The sequence below is a fragment of the Marinobacterium sp. xm-a-127 genome, from assembly GCF_013283425.1.
In the GTDB taxonomy this organism is placed as follows: domain Bacteria; phylum Pseudomonadota; class Gammaproteobacteria; order Pseudomonadales; family Balneatricaceae; genus Marinobacterium_E.
In genome coordinates, this window is sequence record NZ_WBYH01000003.1 from 227,139 (window position 1) to 252,472 (window position 25,334).

18 protein-coding genes and 1 tRNA gene are annotated in these 25,334 nt (G+C 48.4%); 9 read left to right on the top strand and 10 right to left on the bottom strand.

Going from position 1 to position 25,334, the window contains the following annotated elements; translation table 11 throughout:
* Positions 1-5: 5 nt before the first annotated feature.
* Genes XMA127_RS07060 through XMA127_RS07070 form a run of 3 tightly spaced genes read right to left on the bottom strand, consistent with a single transcriptional unit; the run spans position 6 to position 3,204 of the window.
* Positions 6-1,739 carry a DEAD/DEAH box helicase gene (locus XMA127_RS07060; protein ID WP_173481006.1) on the bottom strand — a complete coding sequence of 578 codons (1,734 nt, stop codon included), beginning with the start codon at positions 1,737-1,739 and terminating at the stop codon, positions 6-8.
* Positions 1,736-2,698, bottom strand: coding sequence for an MBL fold metallo-hydrolase (locus XMA127_RS07065; protein WP_173481005.1), 963 nt, complete (start codon positions 2,696-2,698; stop codon positions 1,736-1,738). The genes XMA127_RS07060 and XMA127_RS07065 overlap by 4 nt, the downstream gene beginning before the upstream one ends.
* Positions 2,699-2,745: 47 nt before the next feature.
* Positions 2,746-3,204, bottom strand: a complete 459-nt coding sequence (locus XMA127_RS07070) for an Lrp/AsnC family transcriptional regulator (RefSeq protein ID WP_173481004.1) — start codon at positions 3,202-3,204, stop codon at positions 2,746-2,748.
* 166 nt (positions 3,205-3,370) lie between these two features.
* Here XMA127_RS07070 and leuA point away from each other — a divergent pair, with 166 nt between their 5' ends.
* Together leuA and gcvP are read left to right on the top strand one after the other, a co-directional pair.
* The gene (leuA, locus tag XMA127_RS07075) at positions 3,371-5,038 is read left to right on the top strand and encodes a 2-isopropylmalate synthase (RefSeq protein ID WP_173481003.1); all 1,668 of its coding nucleotides are present in this window, start codon (positions 3,371-3,373) and stop codon (positions 5,036-5,038) included.
* Positions 5,039-5,208: 170 nt separating this feature from the next.
* Entirely contained in the window at positions 5,209-8,073 is a 2,865-nt protein-coding gene (gcvP, locus tag XMA127_RS07080; RefSeq protein WP_173499068.1) for an aminomethyl-transferring glycine dehydrogenase, read from the top strand.
* A 142-nt stretch (positions 8,074-8,215) separates the two neighbouring features.
* Here the strand turns inward: gcvP and XMA127_RS07085 are convergent, their stop codons facing one another.
* Genes XMA127_RS07085 through XMA127_RS07095 form a run of 3 tightly spaced genes read right to left on the bottom strand, consistent with a single transcriptional unit; the run spans position 8,216 to position 10,535 of the window.
* Positions 8,216-8,878 carry an aminodeoxychorismate/anthranilate synthase component II gene (locus XMA127_RS07085; protein ID WP_173484085.1) on the bottom strand — a complete coding sequence of 221 codons (663 nt, stop codon included), beginning with the start codon at positions 8,876-8,878 and terminating at the stop codon, positions 8,216-8,218.
* Positions 8,879-8,892: 14 nt separating this feature from the next.
* A complete protein-coding gene (locus XMA127_RS07090) occupies positions 8,893-10,287 on the bottom strand; it encodes an anthranilate synthase component I family protein (protein ID WP_173483775.1) in 1,395 nt (464 codons plus the stop codon).
* Positions 10,284-10,535, bottom strand: coding sequence for a Trp family transcriptional regulator (locus XMA127_RS07095; protein WP_173481000.1), 252 nt, complete (start codon positions 10,533-10,535; stop codon positions 10,284-10,286). The genes XMA127_RS07090 and XMA127_RS07095 overlap by 4 nt, the downstream gene beginning before the upstream one ends.
* A 115-nt stretch (positions 10,536-10,650) precedes the next feature.
* On the opposite strand from XMA127_RS07095, the gene XMA127_RS07100 reads away from it, so the two are divergent.
* Both XMA127_RS07100 and XMA127_RS07105 read left to right on the top strand, forming a co-directional pair.
* Positions 10,651-11,364, top strand: a complete 714-nt coding sequence (locus XMA127_RS07100) for a YebC/PmpR family DNA-binding transcriptional regulator (RefSeq protein WP_173483994.1) — start codon at positions 10,651-10,653, stop codon at positions 11,362-11,364.
* 218 nt (positions 11,365-11,582) lie between these two features.
* Positions 11,583-14,588 carry an ATP-binding protein gene (locus tag XMA127_RS07105; RefSeq protein ID WP_173483993.1) on the top strand — a complete coding sequence of 1,002 codons (3,006 nt, stop codon included), beginning with the start codon at positions 11,583-11,585 and terminating at the stop codon, positions 14,586-14,588.
* Positions 14,589-14,903: 315 nt separating this feature from the next.
* On the opposite strand, the gene XMA127_RS07110 is transcribed toward XMA127_RS07105, so the two are convergent.
* A tRNA-Ser gene (locus tag XMA127_RS07110) sits at positions 14,904-14,991 on the bottom strand.
* 303 nt (positions 14,992-15,294) lie between these two features.
* Here XMA127_RS07110 and XMA127_RS07115 point away from each other — a divergent pair.
* From XMA127_RS07115 to XMA127_RS07125, 3 genes are all read left to right on the top strand, one after another.
* Positions 15,295-16,272 carry a calcium/sodium antiporter gene (locus tag XMA127_RS07115; RefSeq protein ID WP_173483992.1) on the top strand — a complete coding sequence of 326 codons (978 nt, stop codon included), beginning with the start codon at positions 15,295-15,297 and terminating at the stop codon, positions 16,270-16,272.
* Positions 16,273-16,457: 185 nt separating this feature from the next.
* Positions 16,458-18,296 carry an ATP-binding protein gene (locus XMA127_RS07120; protein ID WP_173483991.1) on the top strand — a complete coding sequence of 613 codons (1,839 nt, stop codon included), beginning with the start codon at positions 16,458-16,460 and terminating at the stop codon, positions 18,294-18,296.
* Positions 18,297-18,308: 12 nt separating this feature from the next.
* A complete protein-coding gene (locus XMA127_RS07125) occupies positions 18,309-19,136 on the top strand; it encodes a PhnD/SsuA/transferrin family substrate-binding protein (RefSeq protein ID WP_173480993.1) in 828 nt (275 codons plus the stop codon).
* A 225-nt stretch (positions 19,137-19,361) separates the two neighbouring features.
* Here the strand turns inward: XMA127_RS07125 and XMA127_RS07130 are convergent, their stop codons facing one another.
* Positions 19,362-20,954, bottom strand: a complete 1,593-nt coding sequence (locus tag XMA127_RS07130) for a sensor histidine kinase (protein ID WP_173483990.1) — start codon at positions 20,952-20,954, stop codon at positions 19,362-19,364.
* 64 nt (positions 20,955-21,018) lie between these two features.
* A complete protein-coding gene (locus XMA127_RS07135) occupies positions 21,019-21,906 on the bottom strand; it encodes a DMT family transporter (RefSeq protein WP_173480991.1) in 888 nt (295 codons plus the stop codon).
* 159 nt (positions 21,907-22,065) lie between these two features.
* Between XMA127_RS07135 and XMA127_RS07140 the strand changes: the two genes are divergently transcribed.
* The gene (locus XMA127_RS07140; RefSeq protein ID WP_173483989.1) at positions 22,066-23,196 is read left to right on the top strand and encodes an aminotransferase class V-fold PLP-dependent enzyme; all 1,131 of its coding nucleotides are present in this window, start codon (positions 22,066-22,068) and stop codon (positions 23,194-23,196) included.
* 184 nt (positions 23,197-23,380) lie between these two features.
* Here the strand turns inward: XMA127_RS07140 and XMA127_RS07145 are convergent, their stop codons facing one another.
* A complete protein-coding gene (locus tag XMA127_RS07145; protein WP_173483988.1) occupies positions 23,381-24,511 on the bottom strand; it encodes a HupE/UreJ family protein in 1,131 nt (376 codons plus the stop codon).
* A gap of 24 nt (positions 24,512-24,535) precedes the next feature.
* On the opposite strand from XMA127_RS07145, the gene XMA127_RS07150 reads away from it, so the two are divergent.
* A complete protein-coding gene (locus XMA127_RS07150) occupies positions 24,536-25,330 on the top strand; it encodes a DUF4198 domain-containing protein (protein WP_173483987.1) in 795 nt (264 codons plus the stop codon).
* Positions 25,331-25,334: the final 4 nt, after the last annotated feature.

Sequence of the window (25,334 nt, forward strand, 5' to 3'; positions counted from 1 at the left end):
GTTTTTTACAGCTGGTTCGCTTTACGATAGCGCCCCTGGTAGTCAAAGATGCGCTCGGTCACTTGCCAATACTTACCCGATTTTCTGGAGACGACAAAGTCCGGTACGGGTAAAGCGCTGCTCAGCTCAAGTACTGATTCCACGCTATTGAAAAGAGTGGGTGATTGACCACTATTCACCCGTGATCCAAAGAGTTGATTAAACAGCACCCTTTGTTTGGGGTTGGTGAGGTTGAACTTCTCCGATAGGGTGTTTGCATCTTCATCATAGTAGGTCACTCGTATCGCCATATCCTCTTGATTGACTCTAAGTCCCGCACAGCGAATCACTTTGCAGCTGTTCAGTGATAGAGCTTTTTTGATCAGATCATCAGGGTCGATCAGAGCCTCATGACACCCTTGGCAGTTTCGTGCCGCGATATCATTTTCAGCGCCGCAATGAGGGCAGCTTTTGAACTTAAAGCGAAACTGACACTGCTCCCCGTCATCAGAGAGACCTTGGCAGCGGCGTCCATAGTGCTCAATGACGGCTCCATCTTGATCGGTTCTTCCCCAAAAGAGGTTAGCAAAGTCGCAGATAGGGCAGAACACCTGTACCGGCTCGGTATCAGGTGCTGGCTTGGGTACGCCGACTTCAGGGTCGAATAGATCGATTCCGTTGTTGGCGTAGTCGATGACTAAACACTCTTTTTTACCTTCACTCAGTCGTAAGCCGCGACCGACCATCTGTTGGAACAGACTGACTGATTGAGTGGGGCGAAGAATCGCAATTAGATCGACATGTGGTGCATCAAAACCGGTGGTCAGTACCGCAACGTTAACGAGGTATTTAAACTGCCGCTGTTTAAAGCGGTTGATGATCTCTGTACGTTGCTTAGCATCGGTATCGGCTATCACCAGCTCCGCTTCCCCTTTAGGGAGGTAGTCCAATATCTCTTTTGCGTGCTTAACACTGGCCGCAAACAACATGACGCCTTGCCGATCGTTAGCAAGTTCCACGACCTGCTCACAAATGGCTTCAGTGACTCTGGGGTATTTAGCCAGCAGTTCATTGACCTCCCGCTCTGCAAACAGTCCGTTAGGTGAGGGTGTCAGTGCTGAGAAGTCGTAGTGTGCGGTCGCTGCATTGATCAGCTTAGGCTCCGTTAAGAACCCCTGTTTGATCAGGTTGCGCATCGGCAGATCATAGATGCAGTGTTGGAAAATGGTGCTCTCTGATTGGCGGAAAAAACCACGGTAATCCCGATGGTATATCCAGCCATGGCCTAAACGATAGGGGGTGGCAGTGAGTCCTAATACCTTTAGCGATGGATTACTCTTCTTAATCTGGCTGATCAGTTGTTGATAGAGCGATTCGTCGTTATCAGAGACACGGTGGCACTCATCAATAATGATCAATGAGTACTGATGATCAAACTGATCGAGATTTCTGGCGATTGATTGGATCGAGGCAAACACCACTTGATGTTCAGTGTCACGCTGCTTTAGTCCCGCCGAGTAGATACCTGGTGTCAGCCCTAATGCCGCATATTTGGAAGCATTCTGTTCGACCAGTTCTTGAACGTGAGTGACCACCAATATTTTACGCTTTGCTAGGCGGGCTAGCTCGGCAATGATTAGGCTTTTACCGGCTCCGGTAGGGAGCACCAGTACGGCGCTCTCGGAGGTTTGGCGGAAGTGCGTCAGCGTCGCATCAACCGCCTGTTGTTGATAGGGGCGAAGAGTAAAGCGCTGTGTCACTCCCACTCCATCGCTTCAAAGATGCGCCCCGCGTTTTTGCCCGCTAGCTCATCGGCTGTCTCTAGATGAAGGTAGGGTGTTTGGTCAATTTTGTAGGCGTCATCGAGTGTGCCGCCCTCATCAATCAACTCTCCGATCTTACCCCGAACGTACTCAAGGTAACCGCGAGTATATCGATCGACCTCGGCAAAGTTAGTGGGTTCCCCGTGACCCGGAACAATGATCATATCCTGTGCTATCGGTGTAAACTCATTCACCCAAGTCTCTATCCATTCAGCCGTATTGGTCTCTGGAAAGACGGGCAGCATGCGTTGGTGAAACGCGATATCGCCGGCAATCATGACGTTGCGCTCAGGAATCACAACACTGATGTCCCCTTTTGAGTGGGCTGGGCCAAGGTGCATAAGTTCGGCCGTGATGCCCCCAAGATCTAGCGTCATGCTCTCTTCAAAGGTTTGATCGATCTCGGTCAATTCGGTGCCATTGATGCGCTCTTTAAGTGTCTCTTTGAGCATCTCTAGACCGCGAAATCCCTGTTCTTGAATCTCCTCTTCCGCATCGACATGGGCAATAATGGTTGCCCCTTGCTCTTTCCAGTAGTTATTTCCTAGAGCGGCATGGGATTGGCCATTTTCATCAACGACGTATTTAACCGGTTTGTCGGTCAGTTGTTTGATCTCATCATGTAGGGCTTTGGCTAATAGGTAAGTACTTGAACCATTCACCACCAGGACTGACTCATCGCCAATCACGAAGCTAAGGTTATTGTTGTGGCCGGCATTCTCATAGGTGTAAAACTTCAACTGCCCGATGGCCGAGTAGACATCATCGGCGACTTTGACGGGTTTATCGTAGAGTAGGGACTCTTTGTACTTATCATCGGGCGTCACAGCAAAGGCTGAGGTCGACACTAGGCTTGTGAGAATTGACACACTTAAAGAGAGGGCTTTTAACGGCATAGCACACACCTTGTTCTGTTTTTATAGACCAGAAATATAACACGCTTTTATCGAACGGGTAGTGCCGATTCACTCTTAACATTGCGCATGACAAAACTCGAATGCACGCCGGTCACGCCCTCTATGCGGGTGATCTTTTCGAGCAATAAGCGTTGAAAATCTTCCATGTCATGCACCACCACTTTGAGTTGGTAGTCAGCATCCTGACCGGTAATCAGCAAGCACTCTAATACCTCTGGTAGATCATTAATGACCTTATCAAAGTTGGCGAAACGCTCTGGGGTGTGGCGATCCATCGAAATCATAATGATTGCGGTAAGCGTTAACCCCAATTTTTTGGCATCCAAGTTGGCGCGATAGCCGCTAATGATGCCGCTCTCTTCAAGGGCTCTGACACGGCGTAAGCAGGGGGAGGGTGAGAGACCGACCTTATCCGCTAACTCTTGGTTTGAGATGCGTCCATCTAGCTGAAGCTGCTGAAGAATAGCCTTATCGTAACGATCCATTTCTACAATCCGCAAAAAATTAGAATAAAATTGCTTAATTAATTAATTTATAGCAATTAATGATAATAAATTCATCTATTTCTTAGTTAATTCGCAATCATTCACCTCCGTAACCCCAGTAAACTGTGCAGCAATGAATTAACTCGAAGCCACTGTTGAGGATTGTATGTCTAACTTCGATTACCGCCGCTATCAGCCAGCTCCACAGATTCAAATTGAGAATCGTACTTGGCCTAACAACACAATCACCCACGCGCCGATTTGGGCGTCGGTGGATCTGCGTGACGGTAATCAGGCGCTACTTGAACCGATGACCGTAGAACAGAAGCAGCGTCTATGGCGTCTGTTGGTGAAGATTGGTCTAAAAGAGATTGAGGTGGGCTTCCCGTCAGCGAGTCAGCCGGACTACGATTTTGTTCGCTGGTTGATCGACAACGGTGAGATTCCTGATGACGTGACGATTCAGGTACTGGTTCAGGCCCGTAAAGAGCTGATCGACCGTACCTATGAAGCGCTTCGTGGTGTTAAAAGTGCGGTGGTTCACGTCTACAATTCAACCAGTACGATTCAGCGTGAGCGCGTATTCAATCAGGATCGCGAGGGTATCAAAGCGATTGCGACACAGGGTGCGCGGTGGGTCATGGAGGGTGCCAAAGATTACCCAGAAGTTGATTGGACCTTCCAGTATTCACCAGAGAGTTTTACCGGAACTGAGATCGACTATGCGATCGAGGTCTGTGATGCGGTAATGGATGTTTGGCAGCCAACGGCTGAGAACCGCTGCATTATCAATCTACCGTCAACGGTAGAGGAGTCGACGCCCAACATTTTTGCCGATCAGATTGAGTACTTCTGTACCCATATGAAGAATCGTGCTGGCGCGATTATCTCAGTTCACACTCATAATGACCGAGGATGTGCTGTGGCGGCTGCTGAGCTGGCAGTTTTGGCCGGTGCTGATCGTGTGGAAGGGACGTTGCTAGGCAATGGCGAGCGTACCGGTAACATGGATTTGGTCACAATGGCGATGAACTTATACAGCCAAGGCGTTGATCCTAAAATGGATCTGTCTAATCCGGATGAGATTATTACCACCTTTACTGAGTGTACGCGCTTGCCGGTTAGTCCCCGTCATCCTTGGATTGGAGAGTTGGTCTACACGGCCTTTTCGGGTAGCCATCAGGACGCTATACAGAAATGTTTGCACCGACAGGGTGAGGATGAGCACTGGCAGGTGGCTTACTTGCCAATCGACCCAAAGGATATTGGCCGTGATTACCAAGCGGTTATTCGCGTTAACAGTCAATCAGGCAAGGGCGGTATGTCCTTTGTACTTGAACGTGATTATGGCATTACTCTGCCGCGCTGGATGCAGACTGAATTGGCTCCGCTGGTTCAAAAAGCTTCAGAAGAGAGTGCTTCGGAAATGGGCAGTGATGCGATTTTTGAGATCCTTAAAGCGAACTTTATTAAATCGGCTGAGCCAGTAGCGTTGCAAGGCTTCTCCATTGATCGTCAGCAAAACGAGCAGTTCAAAGCGACAGTATCGATCAACGGCCAAGATCGTGAACTGATCGGTCAGGGGGAAGGGGTAATCTCCTCTTTCCTTGATGGTTGGGCCTCGTTGACTGGGCAGGCAGTCAACGTCATCGACTACTCTGAACATGCGGTCGGTAGTGGCACCGATGCATTGGCAGCAGCTTACTTCTTAATCAATGTTGATGGTCAGCGTGTCGTCGGTATGGCCTTTGATACAGACAGTTTAGGGGCTTCTCTAAAGGCACTGATCTCGGCCATCAACCGATCAGAGGTCGCTGTACAACTAGCGGCTTAGTGACGCTAACAACTGATTTAATCCGTTAATTGATAAGGCCGGTTCGCATTGTGAAATGTGTACTGGCCTTTTTATTTTCAATCAATCTATCAAAAAGTGTCATGAAATAGGCTGAAGGAGTAGAATATTGGCCTTAATTGAAACTTTCTAATTGTTAGTTGGAACCCTTCATGCCTCACTCTCACAGTACGCTTCAAGAACTTCGCGATTCTGATCAATTCATTCAGCGCCACCTCGGCTCAAATGATGCTGAGCAATTACAGATGTGCAGCACCCTGGATGTCTCTGATCGAGCTGATTTGATTAAGAAAACCGTTCCTGAATCGATCTTGCTGAGTGATGCGCTCTCGATTGGTAATCCGGTGACAGAGGTTGAAGCCCTGTCAGAACTTAAGCAGATCGCGGCTAAGAACCAACTGAACAAAAACTTTATCGGTATGGGCTACTACGGCACTTTGGTACCGGGTGTTATTCAGCGTAACGTGCTGGAGAATCCCGCTTGGTACACCGCCTACACCCCTTACCAGCCTGAGATCTCACAAGGCCGTCTTGAGTCACTGCTCAACTTCCAGCAGATGGTCATGGATCTGACCGGCATGGACTTGGCAAACGCGTCGTTGCTTGATGAAGCGACCGCTGCAGCCGAGGCAATGACTCTGCTTAAGCGATCTAATCGTAAGAAATCAGACACCTTCTTTGTCGATTCTCAGGTACACCCACAGACCTTGGATGTGATTCAAACACGTGCCGAGTACTTTGGTATTGAGGTTGTTGTTGATGATGCCACAAACCTCTCTTCACACGACTGTTTCGGCTGTCTGGTTCAATACCCAGGCAGTGAAGGAGAGATCATCGATCTTGCCAGCGTCGTTGAAGATGCTAAGGCACAGGGTGCACTGGTTGCGGTGGCAACCGATCTTTTAGCATTAATGTTGCTTAAATCACCGGGCTCTCTCGGTGCAGATGTTGCACTCGGTTCAGCACAACGTTTTGGTGTACCGATGGGCTTTGGTGGTCCACATGCTGCATTTTTCGCGACCAGCGAAAAGCTTAAGCGCTCGGTTCCTGGTCGTATTATTGGGGTATCGATCGATTCTCGCGGTAACCAAGCCTACCGCATGGCGATGCAGACACGTGAACAGCACATTCGTCGCGAGAAGGCGACCTCTAACATCTGTACAGCGCAGGCACTGCTTGCCAATATGGCTGCGTTTTATGCGATCTACCATGGCCCAGTCGGTCTGAAAAAGATTGCCACTCGCGTTCACCGCCTTGCTCAGCTTGCAGCGAAACAGCTTAACTCTGCTGGCTTAACGACCAATACCCACTTCTTTGATACCTTGAGTTTTGATGCTGACGCGTCGGTCTATCAGCGCGCGCTGGATGCCAATATCAATCCTCGTAAACTGTCTGATACTCGCTTTGGTATCAGTTTCGATGAGACGCACAGCGTTGAAGATGTTGCCGAACTGATCAGTGTCATTACTGGTAGGGTCATCTCTGTTGAAGAGTTAGACGATGTTGAGGAGTCCTTCTCATTACCGACTGATTTGGTTCGTGAAGACGAGGTTCTTACACATCCTGTATTCAATCGATACCACGCTGAGCACGATATCCTTCGTTACATGAAGCGTCTAGAGAATAAAGATTACTCTCTGGTTCACGGCATGATTCCGCTAGGTTCATGTACGATGAAGTTGAATGCGACTTCGGAGATGGCGCCGGTCACTTGGCCAGAAATTGGTAATGTTCATCCGTTCGTTCCTGCAGAGCAGGCACAGGGCTACGCTGAAATGCTAGAACAGTTGGATCGTTGGTTGATTGATATCACCGGCTACGATGCGATCTCTATGCAGCCAAACTCAGGGGCTTCGGGTGAGTACGCTGGTCTGTTAGCGATTCGTAAGTACCAAGAGTCTATCGGTGAAGGTCACCGTAATGTCTGTTTGATTCCATCGTCGGCGCACGGTACCAACCCTGCTTCAGCCGCAATGATGGATATGAAAGTGGTTGTGGTTGCCTGCGATGAAGTGGGTAACGTGGATGTGGCTGACTTGAAAGCCAAAGCGGAACAGCACAGCGACAACCTGTCGACACTGATGATTACCTACCCATCGACGCACGGTGTCTTTGAAGAGGCTGTGGGTGAAATCTGTGAACTGATTCACCAGCATGGTGGTCAGGTCTACATGGACGGTGCTAACTTGAATGCGCAGGTAGGCCTGTGTAAGCCAGGTACGATTGGTGCTGACGTATCACACCTTAACCTGCACAAAACCTTTGCTATCCCTCACGGTGGTGGTGGTCCAGGTATGGGGCCTATTGGTGTGAAAGCACACTTAGCGCCATTCCTTGCTAGCCACACAGTTTCGCCTGTGCCCGGTAATGGCAGTAACGGAGCCGTAGCAGCAGCACCTTACGGTTCGGCCTCTATTCTTCCGATTACCTGGATGTACATCCGTATGTTGGGTGATCGTGGTCTGCGCGAATCGACCGAACTGGCGATTCTAAATGCGAACTACATTGCTAAGCGTCTTGAGAATCACTATTCGATTCTTTACCGCGGCACGAATGGCTTTGTCGCACACGAATGTATTATCGACATTCGTCCTCTGAAAGAGATCTCTGACATAACAGAGGAGGACATTGCTAAACGTTTGATGGACTATGGTTTCCACGCGCCGACCATGTCCTTCCCTGTGCCGGGCACGCTAATGGTGGAACCAACTGAATCAGAATCTATTCAGGAACTTGATCGTTTCATTGAAGCGATGATTAAGATTCGTGAAGAGATTGCGGCGGTTGAGCGAGGTGAAGTCGCTGCGGAAGATTCTGTTCTTAGACATGCACCGCACACCCTGGAAGATCTGGTGGATGCAGAGTGGACCCGCAGCTACTCAAAAGAGCAGGCTGTGTTCCCAGTCAGTGCGGTTCGCCAAGCGAAGTTCTGGCCAACGGTTAACCGTATCGACAACGTCTACGGCGATCGAAACTTCGTCTGCACCTGTCCACCGGTGAGTGACTACGCAGAGTAGGTTATTTTGTATTAACAAAAAGGGGTCAGACCAAAGGTCAGACCCCTTTTTTTTTGGAGCGTTGGAGCGGTTTGAATGTTGGAGCGGTCTTGAAAAGGCCGCGATTATAAATCGCCTCATCTACGATAAGGCTCCAACAAGATCACTCCACAAACAAAAAATTTCGAATCAGCTCTTTACCGCCTTCGGTCGCAAAGGACTCTGGGTGGAATTGAATGCCGTGTATTGGATACTCTTTGTGCTTAACACCCATAATCTCAAAGGCACCGCCTTGGCGGATTCGATCGATGTTGGTCAGGTCGTTCTGCTGTAGCTCACCGACAGCTGCAGTGACCTCTAAACAGTCTGGAATCGATTCCGACTCTGCAATGAGAGAGTGGTAGCGCATCACCTCAAGTTGATCGGGGATATTTTTGAATACACCCTCGGCGTTGTGGGTGATCGGACTGATCTTGCCGTGCATCGGCAGTGGGGCTTTCACCACCTTTCCACCAAAACAGTGGACTATGCCTTGCATACCTAAACAGACGCCCATTAATGGCGTCTCTTTGCCTAGGCTGGTTATCACATCAGCACAGACGCCAAAATATTTAGGGTCATCCGGTGAGCCAGGGCCGGGCGAGATAATGATTCTATCTGAGTTGGCCTGGCGAACAGCCTCAACATCGACCTCATCGTTGCGTTTTACAATGATCTCAAAATTATCCAAGTGGCCGGCGAGGTGCTCAGCTTCAAGAATCTCGCCAATGAACTGGTAGAGGTTGTAGGTGAAGGAGTCATAGTTATCGATGATGTAAACCTTCATGGTTGTTGAGTCGGTCACGCCTGTTCCTCCACCATAAATTGATCCAGTACTTTTTTAGTACCGGCAAACTTGCGACGAATCTCTTCGTACTCATCTTCCGGATTAGAGTCGTAGACATTACCACCACAGGTCTGCACATACGCCTGTTCACCGTTGGCAAATACCGTGCGAATCGGAATGGCAAAGGTACAATCACCATTGAAGGAGAAGTGACCGACTGCACCTCCATAAGGGCCCCGGCCATCTGCTTCCAACTCATCAATGATCGTCATCGCCTCAATTTTAGGCGCGCCTGTCAGTGTGCCGGCAGGGAAGTTGCTGGCCAAAGCAGAGAACATGTCATGCTCATCAGAGATAATGCCGACAATCTCACTTGAGATGTGTTGGACATGACTGAATCGTTTGATGTCCATAAGGTTACGCACTTTAACCGTACCAAAGCGTGCCACTCGACCGATGTCGTTTCGATGTAGATCGACGATCATATTGTGCTCGGCAATCTCTTTAGGATCGTTGAGTAGGGCGCGAGCTAACTGCTGATCTTCAACGGCATCGGCGCCACGTTTTGTTGTGCCGGCCAGTGGGAAGGTCTCCATCTCACCCTGACGTAAGCGGAAGAGTAGTTCGGGGCTTGCGCCAATTAGCTTCTGCTCACCAAACTTTACGTAGTACATCTGCGGCGATGGGTTCACTTCGCGCAATTGTTCGTAAATGTTGATGGTGTCACCCTCGAGGCGGAAACGCTTTTTAAAGCCCACTTCCGTCTGGAAAATCTTACCCTCAATGATGTCCTGTTTAACCTTCATAACAGCATCAGCATGATCTTGTTGGGTCATGGTATCGCCGAGGTTGTAGATCTTCAGCGGGCCATTGGCAGGGCAGTCGGAAGCGAGAATCTCATCGACCAACTCAATGCGGCTATCAGTGTAGTAGAAGTAGAAAACTTCACCGGTCATTTTGTCGAGAATTAGACCGTCTTTAAAAACACCAAAACGGAAGATATCGAACATCTCACTGTGTTGTAGGTTCAGTGAGGGTTCAAAGTAGTTCATACAGTCGTAACCGATATAGCCGGTCAAACCACCCGCATATTTTCGCGAGATGATGTTTTGAGGAACGATCTCACGTAGAAGGTAATATGGGTTTTCACTGGCGTAAGACTCGCGGTTGCCCTGGCGATCCTCGATATGAAGATAACCTTCGTCGGCCCACAAAATCTGCTCAGGATCAAAACCGATGATGGAGTGGCGTGAGATGTAACTCTCTTCACCCAAAGATTCGAGCATCACGCAGTTATCAAAGCGCTTTTCGATCTTCTTAAACAGTTGGAAAAAATCGATGTCGGCCGCCATTTTGACGTATTGAGGTTTTCGGGGAAGCTCAATTTTGGCCGGTTTACGGTTAATCATTCGTTACCTTCTTTGGCTTTCAATGCGCGCGAACCGCGCGTCACAGTCGCTATACCTACACCTAGCTGTTTCGCAATTTCGCGTTGGGGAACACCATCCTCTAAAAGTCGGAAGATCTGTAATCGTTTACTGATCTCTGTGACTTCACTGGGTGTTAACAGTTCCTGCAGCGCAACGGAAAGTGTCTCTTCGCTTTGACAAGAGAAGAGGTGAGTAATGAGTTGATCAAAATGGCTAGATGTATTCATGTACTAGTACGATAGCACAATGCTTTTCCAGTGAACAGCGCTTTTTAGGATTGTCTGAAGGGCGCTAGGGGATTAAACTGTCGCCTCTTTTTTGAACTACTGGAGTGACTTCCCGATGGGTCGTGCGTATCAAAACCGAAAAGCCTCGATTGCTAAAACTTCTGACCAGAATGCTAAGGTCTACAGTCGTTACAGCCGTGAAATTTACATGAGTGCCAAATCCGGTGGTTCGGATCCCAATGCTAACCTGTCTCTGCGTAGCTTGCTTGATCGTGCTAAAAAAGATCAGGTACCTGCGCACGTTATCGATAAAGCGATCGATAAAGCGCAAGGTGGTGGCGGTGAAGACTTCGCACCTGCTCGATATGAAGGTTACGGCCCAGGCGGCTCAATGGCGATCATTGAGTGTCTAACTGACAACCCGAACCGTACCTTTGGTGATGTTCGTCAAGCCTTTACTAAGACTAAGTGTAAAATCGGTAACCAAGGTGCCGTAGCGCACATGTTTGAACACGCTGCGGTATTTGTATTCAAACACGATGATGAAGACGCTGTGCTTGAAGCGCTGATGGAAGCCGACGTTGATGTAACCGATCTTGAGAACGAAGAGGGGTTGCTAACCGCCTTTGTTGCTCCTACCGACTACTTTAAAGCTAAAACAGCTCTAACTGAGATGGGCATTACGGATCTTGAAGTAGAAGAGATCCAGTGGGTACCTAACAGCTACACAGAGATCAGCGAAGAAGATCAGGTGTTGTTTGATAAGTTCTTAGGCATGCTAGAAGATCTTGATGATGTTCAGCACGTTTACCACAACGTTCAACTGTAAAGAATGACGTTGAATGAAGGCTCCCTAGGGAGCCTTTTTTGTTGGAATAAACCTTTTTGTTGGAGCGATCTTGAAAGGTCGCGATGATCCCAATCGCCTCATCTTCGATAAGGCTCCAACAAGTCGCATGAGGTAGGAGCTAGCCCGAAGGGCGAAGCGATCAAAATTGGCACGATACTTGCTTCATAAACTCTATATTTAAGAAACCGAGTATCAATATGTTTCGTGCAATCACTCTATTTTTACAGCTAATTTCTCTAATGCTCATTGGAAGTTCAAATGCCACTGCTAATGATGAAATATGGCTGTTTGAAGATACCACAGGGACTAAAACCTACGATGAGGTGATGGCCAATCCACATTGGTTTGAGCAGACCATCGACACCTCGCGTGGGTTCAGCGACTCGGTATTCTGGATTAAGCTGAGCGTCAACAACTACTCATCCGCTCCAACAACGCAGGTGGTACAGTTCGACTCCCTGCGCCTGCCCCTGGTTGAGGAGTATCTGGTGACTGAGGCTGGCACACGACTGCGTAGCAACGGTTTTTCGGTGTCTATGGCGTCGCGAGCTTCGACACTTACCAAAACCAGCTTCCCGATAGAGTTAGATGGTCAGTCTTCGGCCGAGCTGCTGTACAGAATTGAGAGTAACTTCAAGGTCGATCTGGGTTACCAGGTGACTGATCTTAATCAGGGTTACTTTTCAGATCACAAAGAGTCAACCGTTGGGTTGCTTCTCTTCGGTGGCTTGGTTGTACTGGTGCTTTATAACCTCATTCTCGCGGTATCGCATGGAGGATTGCTCTATTTCGCCTATAGCGGTTTTCTGCTCTGTTCTGCGTCCGTGACACTATCGTACTTTCGCCTTTATGAAATCCTGGGTATTAGTGTAAATTCCGTTGCACTAGAGGCCTACTCCGGTGTGGCGCTCTACGCCTTTGCTTATCTGTTTTTATCGCTGTTGTTCAAGGATAACCAGACCAAGACAACGAAGCGATTGCTGATGCTCGGCTACGCAATCCTTGCAGGACATCTGATTTTAGAGCCGGCCGCACTGATAAAGTCTTACGCCGACTGGGCGGGGCCTATTGTCTTCTTAGTAATCATCTACCTTGTCATCAATGCGCTGTTGCAAAGAAATCCGCTGGCAAAATATGTGCTGTTGGGTTGGGGTGTCTACGCAACCTGTTCGCTTTTTTACGTTGCTAATTTAAACGGTTGGGTTGGGAGCGAATTTGAACATATCGTCTCCTACGCAAACCTGTTTGAAGGTGTCGTCCTTAGCGGTGTTCTGGCCTACCGTTTGCGCGGCATGGATCGCACCGAGGCGCTGCTAAAAGAAGCCAAGGTTGAACTGCAGCGCGAACGCCTAGCAAGCGAGATCGGCTACGGCTACAAGTGGGAGTTTGATCTTGAACGACAGCTGATCCGCCCCGATGAGACCTTTGCCGCTTGGCACGGTAAGGGTTGGCAGGCTGGGGAGTGGTATCCAGCAGAGGAGCTTTTTGCAGCGGTGCCTGAGGAGTGGCACGCCTGGGTTGCCGAGGATATGCAAACGTCTATTGAGTCTGCGATGGTTGACCCAGAGTTTGTATTGCAAACACGCCATCCGTTCATTCGTGAGGATATCGGCGCCACCATCTGGATTCAGTTATACGGGAAGTTGCTTGAGGTTGATGGTCGTAAGCTGTTCATCGGTACCTCACTAGACGTAACGCAATTGGTTGAGAGTAATCAAGCCGTTGAGGCTGAAATCGAGAAGTTTGAGAGCCTGTCTGATCAGGCCGGTACCTTCTTCTGGCGCCTAGACCTCAACACCAATCTGCTGAGCTACAACCGCTCCTTTGCCGAGCGTTGGGGATTGCCTGAGGGCGGATCTATCCCCTTTGATAAGTTTGGCGAGCACACCTCAACCAAGTTTGCCAAGCTGCATCAGGAGGGTGTGCGGCAGGTTATCGAAACTCAAGCTCCGTACCAAACGGTTACCCAGGCGGTTACTGGCGCTCTGCGCGGGCAATGGCAGCGGCTGCAGTACTGGCCCAACTTTGACGAGCAGCAGAACTTGGTTGGAGTGGACTTCCTCAACTCGAATATTCACGAGTTGATGCAGACTCAGGCGGAGCTGCAGTCAACCCTCGCCAAACAGAAAGAGCTGTTTGCGATTGTTGGGCACGAGCTGCGTACCCCGGTCTCCACCATTAAGATGCTGACTGAAGATGAGCAGATAAACGATCGCGAGCGTACCCAGCAGATCGCTGAGATCTCAGAGAGTCTGCTCAATGTGCTAGAAGATATGCGTGTGGTGATCTCACCGGAACGTGCGCTAGAGTCGAAAGCAGTTGCGGAGAACCCTACCAAACTGGTGTGTCGGGCACTTAACAGCCTTAAGGGCATCATTACCGAGAGAGGTCTGTCGCTCTCTACTGATGGGGTACAATGTTCAGCTGCAACCTACCTGCTGCATGCGCAGTCGCTGCGCCAGATTGTGACAAACCTAGTTAAGAACGCTGCGATTCACTCGGGTGGCAGCCGAATAGATGTGGGCTTTGAGATCTCCTATGCCAATGGGGGCCCTCAAGGCTGTTTGAGGGTGGAGGATGACGGTAAGGGTATTCCTGCGGAGAAAGTCGAGCAGCTTTTTGAGGCGTTCTCGCGTGGTGATACCACCCAAGACGGCTCGGGGCTGGGACTCTACATCATCAAGCAGTTAGCCGAACGCCTTGGTGGCCAGATTCGTTATAGCCAAAGCCCATTGGGCGGCGCCTGCTTCACACTCAACTTCGCGCTGGGTGAAGAGATTGAGGCGGTGAATGAGATCTCACCAGAACCTACACCGATTAACTTAGAGGGCATGCGTGTGCTCTTGGCTGAAGATGACAATACGCTGCGTATGCTGACCGAACGTATGCTTACGAAGCAGGGGGCGATTGTCACGGCCTGTGTTAATGGCAGAGAGGCTCTGAATGCCTTTGATCCCGAGCAGTTTGATCTGGTGGTTACTGACCTAATGATGCCCGAGATGGATGGCCAGGAATTGACTCGCGCTATCCGGGCAACCGGTGCAACGACGCGGATTGTTGCAGTGACTGCAGCGGTGATTGGCGAAGAGACAGAGCAGTTGATGCAGGAGGGTGCCGATGCGGTGCTCTCCAAACCACTTAAAGCCGAAGCATTGGTTGAAACACTAATGCAGATGGAGATAGCCACAGAAAGTATGTGCTAGTCCTTAGCATTGATCGGTCTTGTAAAGGTCGCGATAGTACTTGCGCTTTTGTTGGAGCGGTCTGGTAAAGGCCGCGATGATGCGAATCGCCTCATCTGCGATAAGGCTCCAACAAAAAGCCCCGCTTGTGCGAGGCTTTTTGATTTGGATGGCGGTTGAGGAGGGATTAACTCGCGACATCCCTGTCGCTCGGGCTCTGCCCAGCTTCGCTGTTCAAAAACGCTATCCTGCGTTTTTGTCGAACCCTCTGGTCGGGTTCTTATCCAAACAACCCAAAGCAAAAAGACCCGCTTGTGCGAGGCTTTTTGTTTTGGATGGCGGTTGAGGAGGGATTCGAACCCTCGATACGTTGCCGTATACACACTTTCCAGGCGTGCTCCTTCGACCACTCGGACACTCAACCTAAACTTTATTTTGGCACAACACTTTCCAGGCGTGCTCGTTATTCGCGTCTCCTGACGCTCACCCCTTTGGGGTCGGACTTCGTTCGTTCAAAAACGCTATCCTTGCATTTTTAGTCGACCACTCGGACAACTGACCTAAACTTTTTATTGGCACATCACTCTTCAGGCGTGCTCTTCAACGCGAGCGCGGATTCTAGCAAAGATGGTTTAAATCACAAGGGTTTATCGCGGCTTGTGCTGTTACTGTGGGTGGTTTCGTTTAGAATACACACAGATTTAATATTTTCATTAGGAACTGATTGATGTTGATGCCTATCTTGGCTGTGGTTGCGGGTCTTGTGTTATTGGTTTGGAGTGCCGATCGCTTTGTCGATGGGGCGGCTGCTACCGCTAAACATTTGGGTATGCCAACCTTATTGATCGGTATGGTCATTATTGGGTTTGGTACCTCTGCACCTGAGATGGTGGTTTCTGCTTTAGCCGCTTCCCAAGGTAACCCCGGCTTAGCCATTGGTAATGGCTTTGGCTCAAACATCACTAATATTGCGTTAATTTTGGGGATTACCGCGCTGTTAAGTCCTATCAGCGTTAAATCCAAGATTCTTAAGACGGAGCTTCCTCTACTAGCCCTTGCAACCCTACTTGTGGGTGCGTTGATCTACGATTTAGAGATTACTCGTTTTGATGCTTTTCTGATGTTGTTTGTCTTTGCGCTGATTATGGGCTGGTCGATTTACTCCAGCATGAGAGCCAAAAACGATGCACTCTCTGCGGACTTTGAATCTGAGTTTGAAGATGACGACTACCTGCCGTTAAGTCGAGCGCTTTTCTGGTTGGTGTTAGGCCTAGTGATTCTGATTGGTAGCTCACGCCTGTTGGTCTGGGGCGCTGTCGATATTGCGATGGCTTTGGGTGTCAGTGATCTGATCATTGGATTGACCATTGTAGCGATAGGCACTTCGCTGCCTGAGCTAGCTTCGTCAATCATTGCGGTGAAGAAGAACGAGCATGATTTAGCCTTGGGTAACGTCATTGGATCTAACTTATTCAATACTCTTGCCGTTGTTGGTATAGCCGGTGCTATTCAGCCTTTGGGTATTGAAGCTGCAGCTCTCTACCGTGATTGGACCATTATGGGCGTGTTAACTCTGTCCCTGTTTGTTCTGGGTTACGGTGTGTTGGGGCGTCGTCGCATTAATCGTATTGAGGGTGGGTTGTTAGTGGCCGTCTATATAGGTTATGCGGGTTACCTTTTCTATACGCTGTCAGCTTCGTTTTAACGCTTATTTCGCTTCGCCCTTTGGGCTATTACTACATTTATCATCGCGGCCTTTGCTAGACCGCTCCAACAATTTCTATCGCGGTCTTAAAAAGTCCGCGATAGCTTTTCAGACAAACTCCAACGTCTAAATAGTTGGCACGATACTTGCTCTAAATTTACTAACGAAAATTTGTAGAGAGCAGTATGTTTAAGTTTGTGTCTAAGTTAAGTATTGGTGCTAAAACCATCATTGGTGTGGCATTAATCGAGATCTGCGCCTTCTCTTTCTTGATTCTGACAGAGTCAGCCATTGTTCATGATACGAATAAAGCGCTTTATGAAGAGTCTGCACGAGACATATCAGAGCTCTTTGCCTCGTCCATCACCAACGCGGTCATCAGCTTTGATATTGCCGAGATAGAATCGGCCATTTCTCAATTCATGCAGCGTGAAACGGTATTGGGCGTTTCAGTTATAGCAGCTAATGATCGAGTCATGGCGAGCCAGACACAGAGTGAGCTTAGTGGGCTTGAATCCATATACGATGTTCAGATGCCTATTATTATTGATCAACAATCCTTTGGCTGGGTGGAGTTTACCTATGACATCTCAATCGTTGACGATAACTCCAATTTTGCCAAACTGTTAGGTTTTCAAATCGCGATTGGCGGGCTTCTGTTAGTAGCTTTCTTTTCATACCTGCTTGGTCGATACCTGACTTGTCGTATCCGAGAGCTCTCTAAAAGTGTCCAATCGATTGCTAAGGGTGACCTAAACACAGAGGTTAAGGTTATTGGCCATGATGAGATCTCGCAGTTTGCTAGTCTGCTTGAAGCGATGCGCAAGAAGTTAGTTGAAGCACAATCAGTCATGGCGAAAAGTCAGGAAAACTTAGCTCAGCAAGTCGAAAGTAAAACCAAAGAACTTCAGCAGGCACTTAGATTATCGGAAGAATCTAAACAGCGTGAAGCCGATGTGTTCGCCATTTTAGGTCATGAGATCCGCACGCCCATATCGATCATCATGATGGAGTTAGAAAATAGAGAATCCATTAATCTCAATCTCATCCGCTCGAATGTTGATCATACTCTATCGCTTATTGATGATATGAGCTTGGTCGCACGAGCGGGTTCTGGTCGTGATATGAACGTCGATTCAGTCGATTTGGCTGAGCTATTCAGTGGTCTTATTACCAGCTATCGACAGCAAGCCTATGCACATGGAATTCGTTTAGTCGATGAGATAGCGATTACCGGGACGCAGGTTAAAACATCAGAGAAGGCGCTGCGTCAAATCGTCTCAAATCTAATGCGAAACGCCATCATTCACAGCCAGTGTAAAACCTTATCTATCTCGGCCGATCTGCAACGCATTAACCCAAACTCTGCACATCTTGAAGTCTCTATTACCGATGATGGTAAGTGCATTAAGCCAGAGCTTCAGGCTCGGGTGTTTGAGAGCTTTACTAGAGGTGATAGCCAGACTGAGGGGACCGGTATTGGACTCAGTGTCTGTAAGGAGTTGGTGACTAATATGGGCGGGGAGTTGGTGTTAGAGAGTGACGGGAAAACGGGTAGCCGTTTTACCTTTACACTCTCATTGGCGATTGAAGAGGCTAAGAGTTCTTTGCCAACATCTGAGTTACCTCAGATGGAACTCTCAGTGTTAGAAGGATTATCCGTTTTGGTCGTTGAGGATAACCTAACAATACAACTGTTAACCAAAAAGATGCTGGAATCAAAAGGCGCATCGGTTGTGACCGCCTCTAACGGGGATGAGGGTCTTCAAAAAGCTAAATTACAAACCTTTGATCTTATGCTGTCTGACCTGATGATGCCGGTCATGGATGGGGCAGAGATGATTAAAACCCTAAGGTCTATGGATGTTGATACACCCATTATCGGTGTAACAGCGGCAACCATCGGGGGGGAGCGAGATCAGCTATTAAAAGCGGGTGCAGATCTTGTGTTGGCAAAACCGTTAAAAATCGACAGCATTGAGGCGTTTTTGCACTCTCAATCTGTCAAAATCGTTAATAGTTAAGAGGAGTGAGTGATGAATAAGTTATTAAAGCGTTTTGTGTCAGTTGGCGTTTTGGCGACGGCGATTAGTGGTCAAGCTTGGGCAGAGACGTTCACCTTTGGTGTTGTCCCTCAGCAGTCAGCAACCAAGTTAGCTAAAGTCTGGGGGCCTGTTCTTAAGCATTTAGAAGATAAAACGGGCGTGCAGTTTCAGTTTGCCACCGCTACCGACATTCCTACCTTTGAGCAGCGTTTAATGGATGGTGTGTATGACTTTGCTTACATGAACCCCTACCACTTCACCTTCTTTAATGAACACATGGGTTACACTGCGCTTGCGCATCGAGCGGATAAGAAAATTCAGGGTCTTCTTGTAACGCGTAACGACAGCTCCATTACTGAGTTAAGCCAGTTAGAGGGTAAGGAGGTCGCGTTCCCTTCGCCAGCAGCCTTTGCGGCTTCGTTGGTTCCACGTGGGGAGTTGGCAAAAATGGGTATTACTATCACTCCCCGTTATGTCAGTTCGCATGACTCGGTTTATTTGGGTGTGTCCCGTGAGTTTTTCTTGGCTGGAGGCGGAATAGGACGCACGTTTAATAACTCCAAAGATGATATTAAGAGCCAATTAAAAGTGCTTTGGAAAACCGAAGAGTACACCCCCCATGCCTTTGCTAACCACCCAAGAGTCGATGCCGATATAGCTAAGAAAGTTTCAGCGGTATTGGCTGATATGAGTAATTCTGAAGAGGGTAAAGCTGCGTTATCAGGCTTGGGTATTCAATCTCTTAGAGCCGCAAATGACAGTGACTGGGATGATGTACGAGCGCTGAAGCTAACGCTGTTGGATAGTCTGTTGGATTGATCGATCGCGGCCTTTTCAAGACCGCTCCAACATAAAAAGATCTCGAACCGTTGGAGCGGTCTTAAGAAGGCCGCGAACTTAAGAAAAGATTTCGAACTATTGGAGCGGTCTTAAAAAGGCCGCGAACTTAAGAAAAGATTTCGAACTGTTGGAGCGGTCTTAAAAAGGCCGCGAACTTAAGAAAAGATTTCGAACTGTTGGAGCGGTCTTAAAAAGGCCGCGAACTTAATCCAAGCGAAACCTGAGCTGGAAAAGCGCGCTCGGTTTCGCTCTAACCAGCTCAATATCACCATCCATACTTTTCATCAGGGTTTGCACTTTAAATAGCCCTAAACCCGTTCCAGCCCCAATCTCGCGTGTGGTAAAGAAGGGGTCAAAGATGTTGTTGATGTCTTTGGTCTCTATACCCAAACCATTATCTTCGATCGTCAGTTTAAGTTCTGATCCTTCTCTTTCACATTGAATGTTGACCAGAGCCTCTTTTTCATGAGGAACAGCCTGTATCGCATTGGTAACTACGCCAGATATTGCATCGATTGCTAAGCGTGCCTTCGCTCGAACAAATAGAGAGTCGGGCAGTTGAATCAGTATCTGACAATTACCTGCAGCGCGATCAGGTAACTGCTGTACAGCTTGTTCAGCGCTTTGTTCAACTAGGCTTCGTAGGTTGACCAACTCTAACTCTGACTCCTCTCTGTTTAACTCCAGATTACGAAGTTGCGAGATGATCAGTGTTACCCGCAAAATAGCCGCTTCGGACTCATCTATCAGTGACGGATAATCTGATGAGAGGTAATCAAAATCAGCTCTTTCTAAGATTGGATTGAGCTGTTCAGGATTGATCGACTCTTTTTTTATCTGCTCTATCGCGCTCACACACTGCTCTATGTAATCGCGCAGGGTGTCGATGTTAGAACGGACAATCGAAAGCGGGTTATTCACCTCATGCGCAATGCCTGACGCTAGAATTCCCAGTGAGGCCTGTTTTTCAGCAGCAATAAGTTTGGCTTGTGCGGCCTTGATTTCATGATTGGCTAATTCAAGCAGATGGTTTTTCTCTGATAGCGCTAGAGTACGCTGTTCAACTTTGTTTTCTAGCTCTTCATTTAAATTACGCAGCTGCTGCTCTAGGGTCTTTTCCTGTTCGCGTGTCGCTTTGAGGGTGGAGCTCATTCGGTTAAAAGCGGTTGCCACGACATCGATTTCGTCGTTTCCTTTAACCTCGATTTGAGTCTTTAGTTCGCCTTGGCTAATGGTCTCTGCAGCATCACGAAGAAGGGAGAGCTTATTAATAAGATAGCGTCCCAATACAAAAGAGAAGATTGCCACTAACACCATCTCTAATGCGGCGATGGCGTAACTCCAACGTTTAGCCTCTTCAATCCTGTTGAGTATAGGGTGGATACTAAACCCGACCTCAACCATGCCGTACTGATCGCCGTCGACCTCGATGACCGCTTTTGCATCAAAGATACCGTCATCAACCTCTGACGCTTTAAGGTCTACGTCACCCGGAGAGATGGTGTCGGACTGAGTTAAGGTGCGACCCTGTTGATCGAGAACACGCGCGTAGAGAATGTCGTCACTTTTCATGACCTCATCGACAAACGCATTCAGAGAGGCTAGATCGTAAGCTAAAACAGCGTCTTTAACGGTAATAGCAAAGAGTTTTGCGGTTGCGTTTGCGCGCTTATCCATCTCGTTGAAGTTCGTATCACGAATAAAACCGAGCATCATAACGATCAGCGTGATCAGAAGGACCGCTTCGATAGCAGCTACCCCTAGGATCGTCTTAGTTTTAATGGAGTTTCGAATCAACGCGCTGTCTCAATAAACATCAGTTTCTCATTCGTTAACTATAGTCTATAGATCCTGAGTTGTTTTACTTCTTTTGTAGTAGAGAAAATATACGCCCATCGATAACAAGCAGTCCGAAACCAATGAACAAACCTCCCGTCACTTGAATCAGTGTAATGGTCTCATTAAGAACACTGATACCTAGCAGAGTGCCGCTAATAGGAACCAGAAGGGTGACCAGCATGGCGTTAGCGGCACCTGCTTTACTGATTAACTCAAAAAAGAGTATGTAAGCAAAGGATGTTGAGGCCACCGCCAGCGCTAATATTGAAGCGGTCGAGCTGAAAGAGGGCAGGGTGTCGGGTAATTCGGTTGAGGTCAGTATCAGTACTGGAATCATAATAAGGCTTGAGGCGCTAAGCTGGCATGTCGCAGACTGGATCGAGTTGCGTCCGGCGAGGTGTCGTTTCGCCCATAATCCTGAAAAACCATAACTTACGGTCGCTAAAAAGCTTAGCAGAACTCCCAAAGGATCGGTGTGTAGAGCCAATTGGGTTAGGCCGCTTAGCAGCGCGACTCCCAATACGCCCAACAGACTGCCAATGACTTTATTGGGTTTGAGTAACTCCTCTTTAAATAGGGCTAACACAATAAAGGTGCAGATCGGTGTCATGGCGTTGATGATGGAGGCCAATGAGACACTGATCAGAGTTTGTGCATAAAAGATGAAGGTAAAGGGGATGACGTTATTGAGCAGCCCCATAACAAAAAATTTCTTCCAGGTATCAACATCTTTAGGAAGCGGAACTTTGAAAAGAGGCAGCAGGCTTAACATCACCAGTGCTGCAATCATCACCCTTAAAAAAACCAGTAGAAGGGGATCTATCTCTTGAACGGCAATACCGATAAATAGAAACGAGCCACCCCAAAGCAGCGACAGTGTGAAAAGATTGAGCAGTTGTGAAGTAGGCATCTAATCGGTTGATCTCTATTTATTTGCAAGCTTAGCCATCATAAGGGAACCGATGGTTGTTCACCTAGGATTACATCCTGTGACTTTGCCTGATTATGCCTTGATTCAAAAGCGGTTCTTTCGCATTATGTGCTGAATAATTATTGATAAGGACAGACTATGTCAGGACTACTGCCAAACGTTGATCCAGATGGATTGCTAGAATTCTCGGTTGTTTACACAGACCGTTCCCTAAACCACATGTCGAATGCCTTTCAGCATGTCATGCGTGATCTTTCGGGTCAGTTAAAATCCGTCTACAACGCCGATGCCGTTGCGATCATTCCTGGTAGCGGTACCTTTGGTATGGAAGCGGTGGCTCGACAGTTTGCTAACGGCAAAAAAGCGATGGTGATTCGCAACGGTTGGTTTAGTTACCGTTGGACTCAAATCTTTGAGATGGCAGGCTTGCCTCGTGAAGAGTTGGTTCTTAAAGCTCGTTTTGATTCAGACGATGCACAAGCGCAACTCTCTCCGTACCCCTTTGAAGAGGCGGTGGATGCCATTCGTAACGAGCGACCAGATGTGGTCTTTGCACCACACGTCGAAACCTCGGCCGGTATGATTCTGCCAGATGAGTACATTAAAGCGGTTGCGGATGCGGCTCATGAAGTGGGTGCGCTGTTTGTTCTGGACTGTATAGCTTCGGGTGCTATCTGGGTTGATATGAAGGCTCTGGGTGTTGATGTGCTCTGTAGTGCGCCACAGAAAGGGTGGAGTGGTTCACCTTGTGCGGGCCTTGTGATGATGAGTCAACGAGCTCGTGATGCGATCGAGAACACCACTAGTAACTCCTTTGCTTGCGACCTTAAAAAATGGCTTCAAATCATGGAAGCCTACGATAACGGTGGCCACGCCTACCATGCCACCATGCCTACCGATGGTTTGCGTCAGCTACGTGATGTAATGGCTGAGGCTGAGAAGTTCGGCTTTGCTGAACTGAAAGCGGCTCAAGCTCGCTTAGGTAAAGAGGCTCGCGAACTACTGGCATCACGCGGCATTAAGAGCTTAGCGGCTGACGGCTTTGGAGCGCCTGGTGTCATCGTTAACCATACGACCGATAGTGATATTCAGAATGGTTCTCGCTTTGCACAAGCAGGATTCCAAATCGCAGCGGGCGTACCGCTGATGTGTGATGAGCCAGAAGGCTTCTGTACCTTCCGTATCGGTCTGTTCGGTATCGATAAGCTAATGAACGTTGATCGTACGTTGGATTACTTGAAAGAGGCGCTGGATAAAGCGGGTCTTTAACAGTTGGAGCGGTCTTACCAAGGCCGCGATGCTTTTCTTTGAGGTGTCTGACCTCTGGTCTGACACCACATAACAATTACGCTCCAGTTTCAGGAAAACGTTTTGATAGTGGGGTCAGACCGCAGGTCAGACCCCGTGGCGATCGTAATTGTAGGAGCTAGCCCGTAGGGTGAGGCGATCAGCTTTAATAAAACACCCGCTCTACAAACCAAACCGCTCCAAGAAGCGAAATCCCCATACTTAACGGTATGCGCACCCATCGATTCCAAAAGGCTTTGGATGAGAACCAGTATCCAACCAGCAGATGCGCAATCACAAGTGTTGCGAGTTGCCCGAGCTCCACGCCAATATTGAAGGCGATTAAGCTCTCTACGAAACTATCCGACTCTAAGCCGATTTCGCGTAGCACACCCGCAAACCCTAGTCCGTGTAACAATCCAAAGCCAAAAACTAGTCCAATTCGGGATTTAGAGACCCGATCTTTAAAGAGGTTTTCAATGGCAACATAGACAATCGACAGGGCGATCAGAGGCTCCACAATGTATGGGGGTATGTTCACAAGCCCTAAAATGGCCAGTGCTAAAGTCAATGTATGCGCGGCTGTGAAGGCGGTGACCTGCCACAGAAGATCTTTAAGACGTTGACTTAATAGATAGAGGCCGAGCACAAACAGAATGTGATCAAGGCCTAAGGGTAATATGTGTTCAAAGCCCCGCTTTACGTAATCCAAAAGCCCTTGGCGCTTCAACTCAAGACGACTTAAATTGATCGATTCTGATTGAGTGCCAGCGGCTACCCAAGATGCCCCTTTGATCTCACCCTGTTCACTTAACCGGACGACGGCATCGCTATAGGCCTCTGGCCAGCTAAAGGTGATCTCTGACGAGGTTGATTCGACAGTAAAGCGGTAGGTGACCAAAGATTGGCGGGCCAGATCAATATCGGGTTGATCGATAACGGCTAGATCAGAGCTAAGGAGTGATTTAGGTACTGGCCCATCTGTTGAGGCGAGTGTGATCTGATTAAACAGCTTAGCAACGAAGGGATCTGCTTTAGTTGACAGTTCAGCAGTGGGCAGTGCTCTTAATTGATTATACTGCTCAGCGGTGGGGGCGTTATCAGTATCCGCATGTTCAGTCCCGATTTCGCTCATCAGAGCCTCTAAGTTGGTATCAACACGCATTTCCAAACTATTGTCGGGTAATACTTCCATCTCAATGATGGTTGGAGTAATTTCATGGGCTCGGCTTAACGTGCTGACTAATAATAGTAGAGTGCCAAGAAGGCCAAAATAGAGACGAGCACGTAGAGTCATTGAATTTCCTTAACGGAGCTGGATGTGAAAATAGTTAAACCATTAGCACTGATAGTAGCGATTAGTTCATCGTTCGCAAGTGCTCATGAGCAATGGTTAGAGCCTAGCCAGTATCAGATACGTCCGAAAGCTACGATAAAAGCGGATATCCGGATTGGGCAAAACTTCAAAGGGTACGCCTATCCCTACCTTGAACATGAGACAGCGCAGTTCATTGAGCGGGATGGAGCTGGTCTGCGTAACGTTGATGCCATCACCGGAGATAAGCCGGCTTACACCTCTAAAATGCCAGAAATGGGTTTTCGCTGGGTGGCGCTTGAGTCTAAGGCCTATGACCTAACCTTTGATAGTGAGAAGAAGTTTGTCGACTATATCAACGGCGAAGGCCTTGAGTGGGTGCTCGATTGGTATCAGGAGCAGGGTAAGTCCAGAGAGGGTGTAACAGAGACCTACTATCGCCATGCTAAAACACTCTTTTCCGTGGAAGGCAGTGAAGAGGCTGATTGGCTAACCGAACCATTGGGTCACCGTTTGGAGCTGATCCCGGTTGCATCCTTCACCCAGTGTTCCACCGCCCCCACATTCCAACTCTTATGGCAGGGTAAGCCGCTAGAGGGCGCCCTTGTAAGACGGTTTATTAAAGGTAAACGCGGGACAGAACAGTACCGCACTAACCAGAATGGTAAAGTAAGATTTACTGCACAAGAGGGTCCATTTTTAATCAATGCCGTTCGTATTGATTACGGATCTGAACCAAGAGCTAAGGGTAAGGATTGGGTCAGTGATTGGGCCTCTTTGACTTACCAGTGTCAAAAATAAAGGA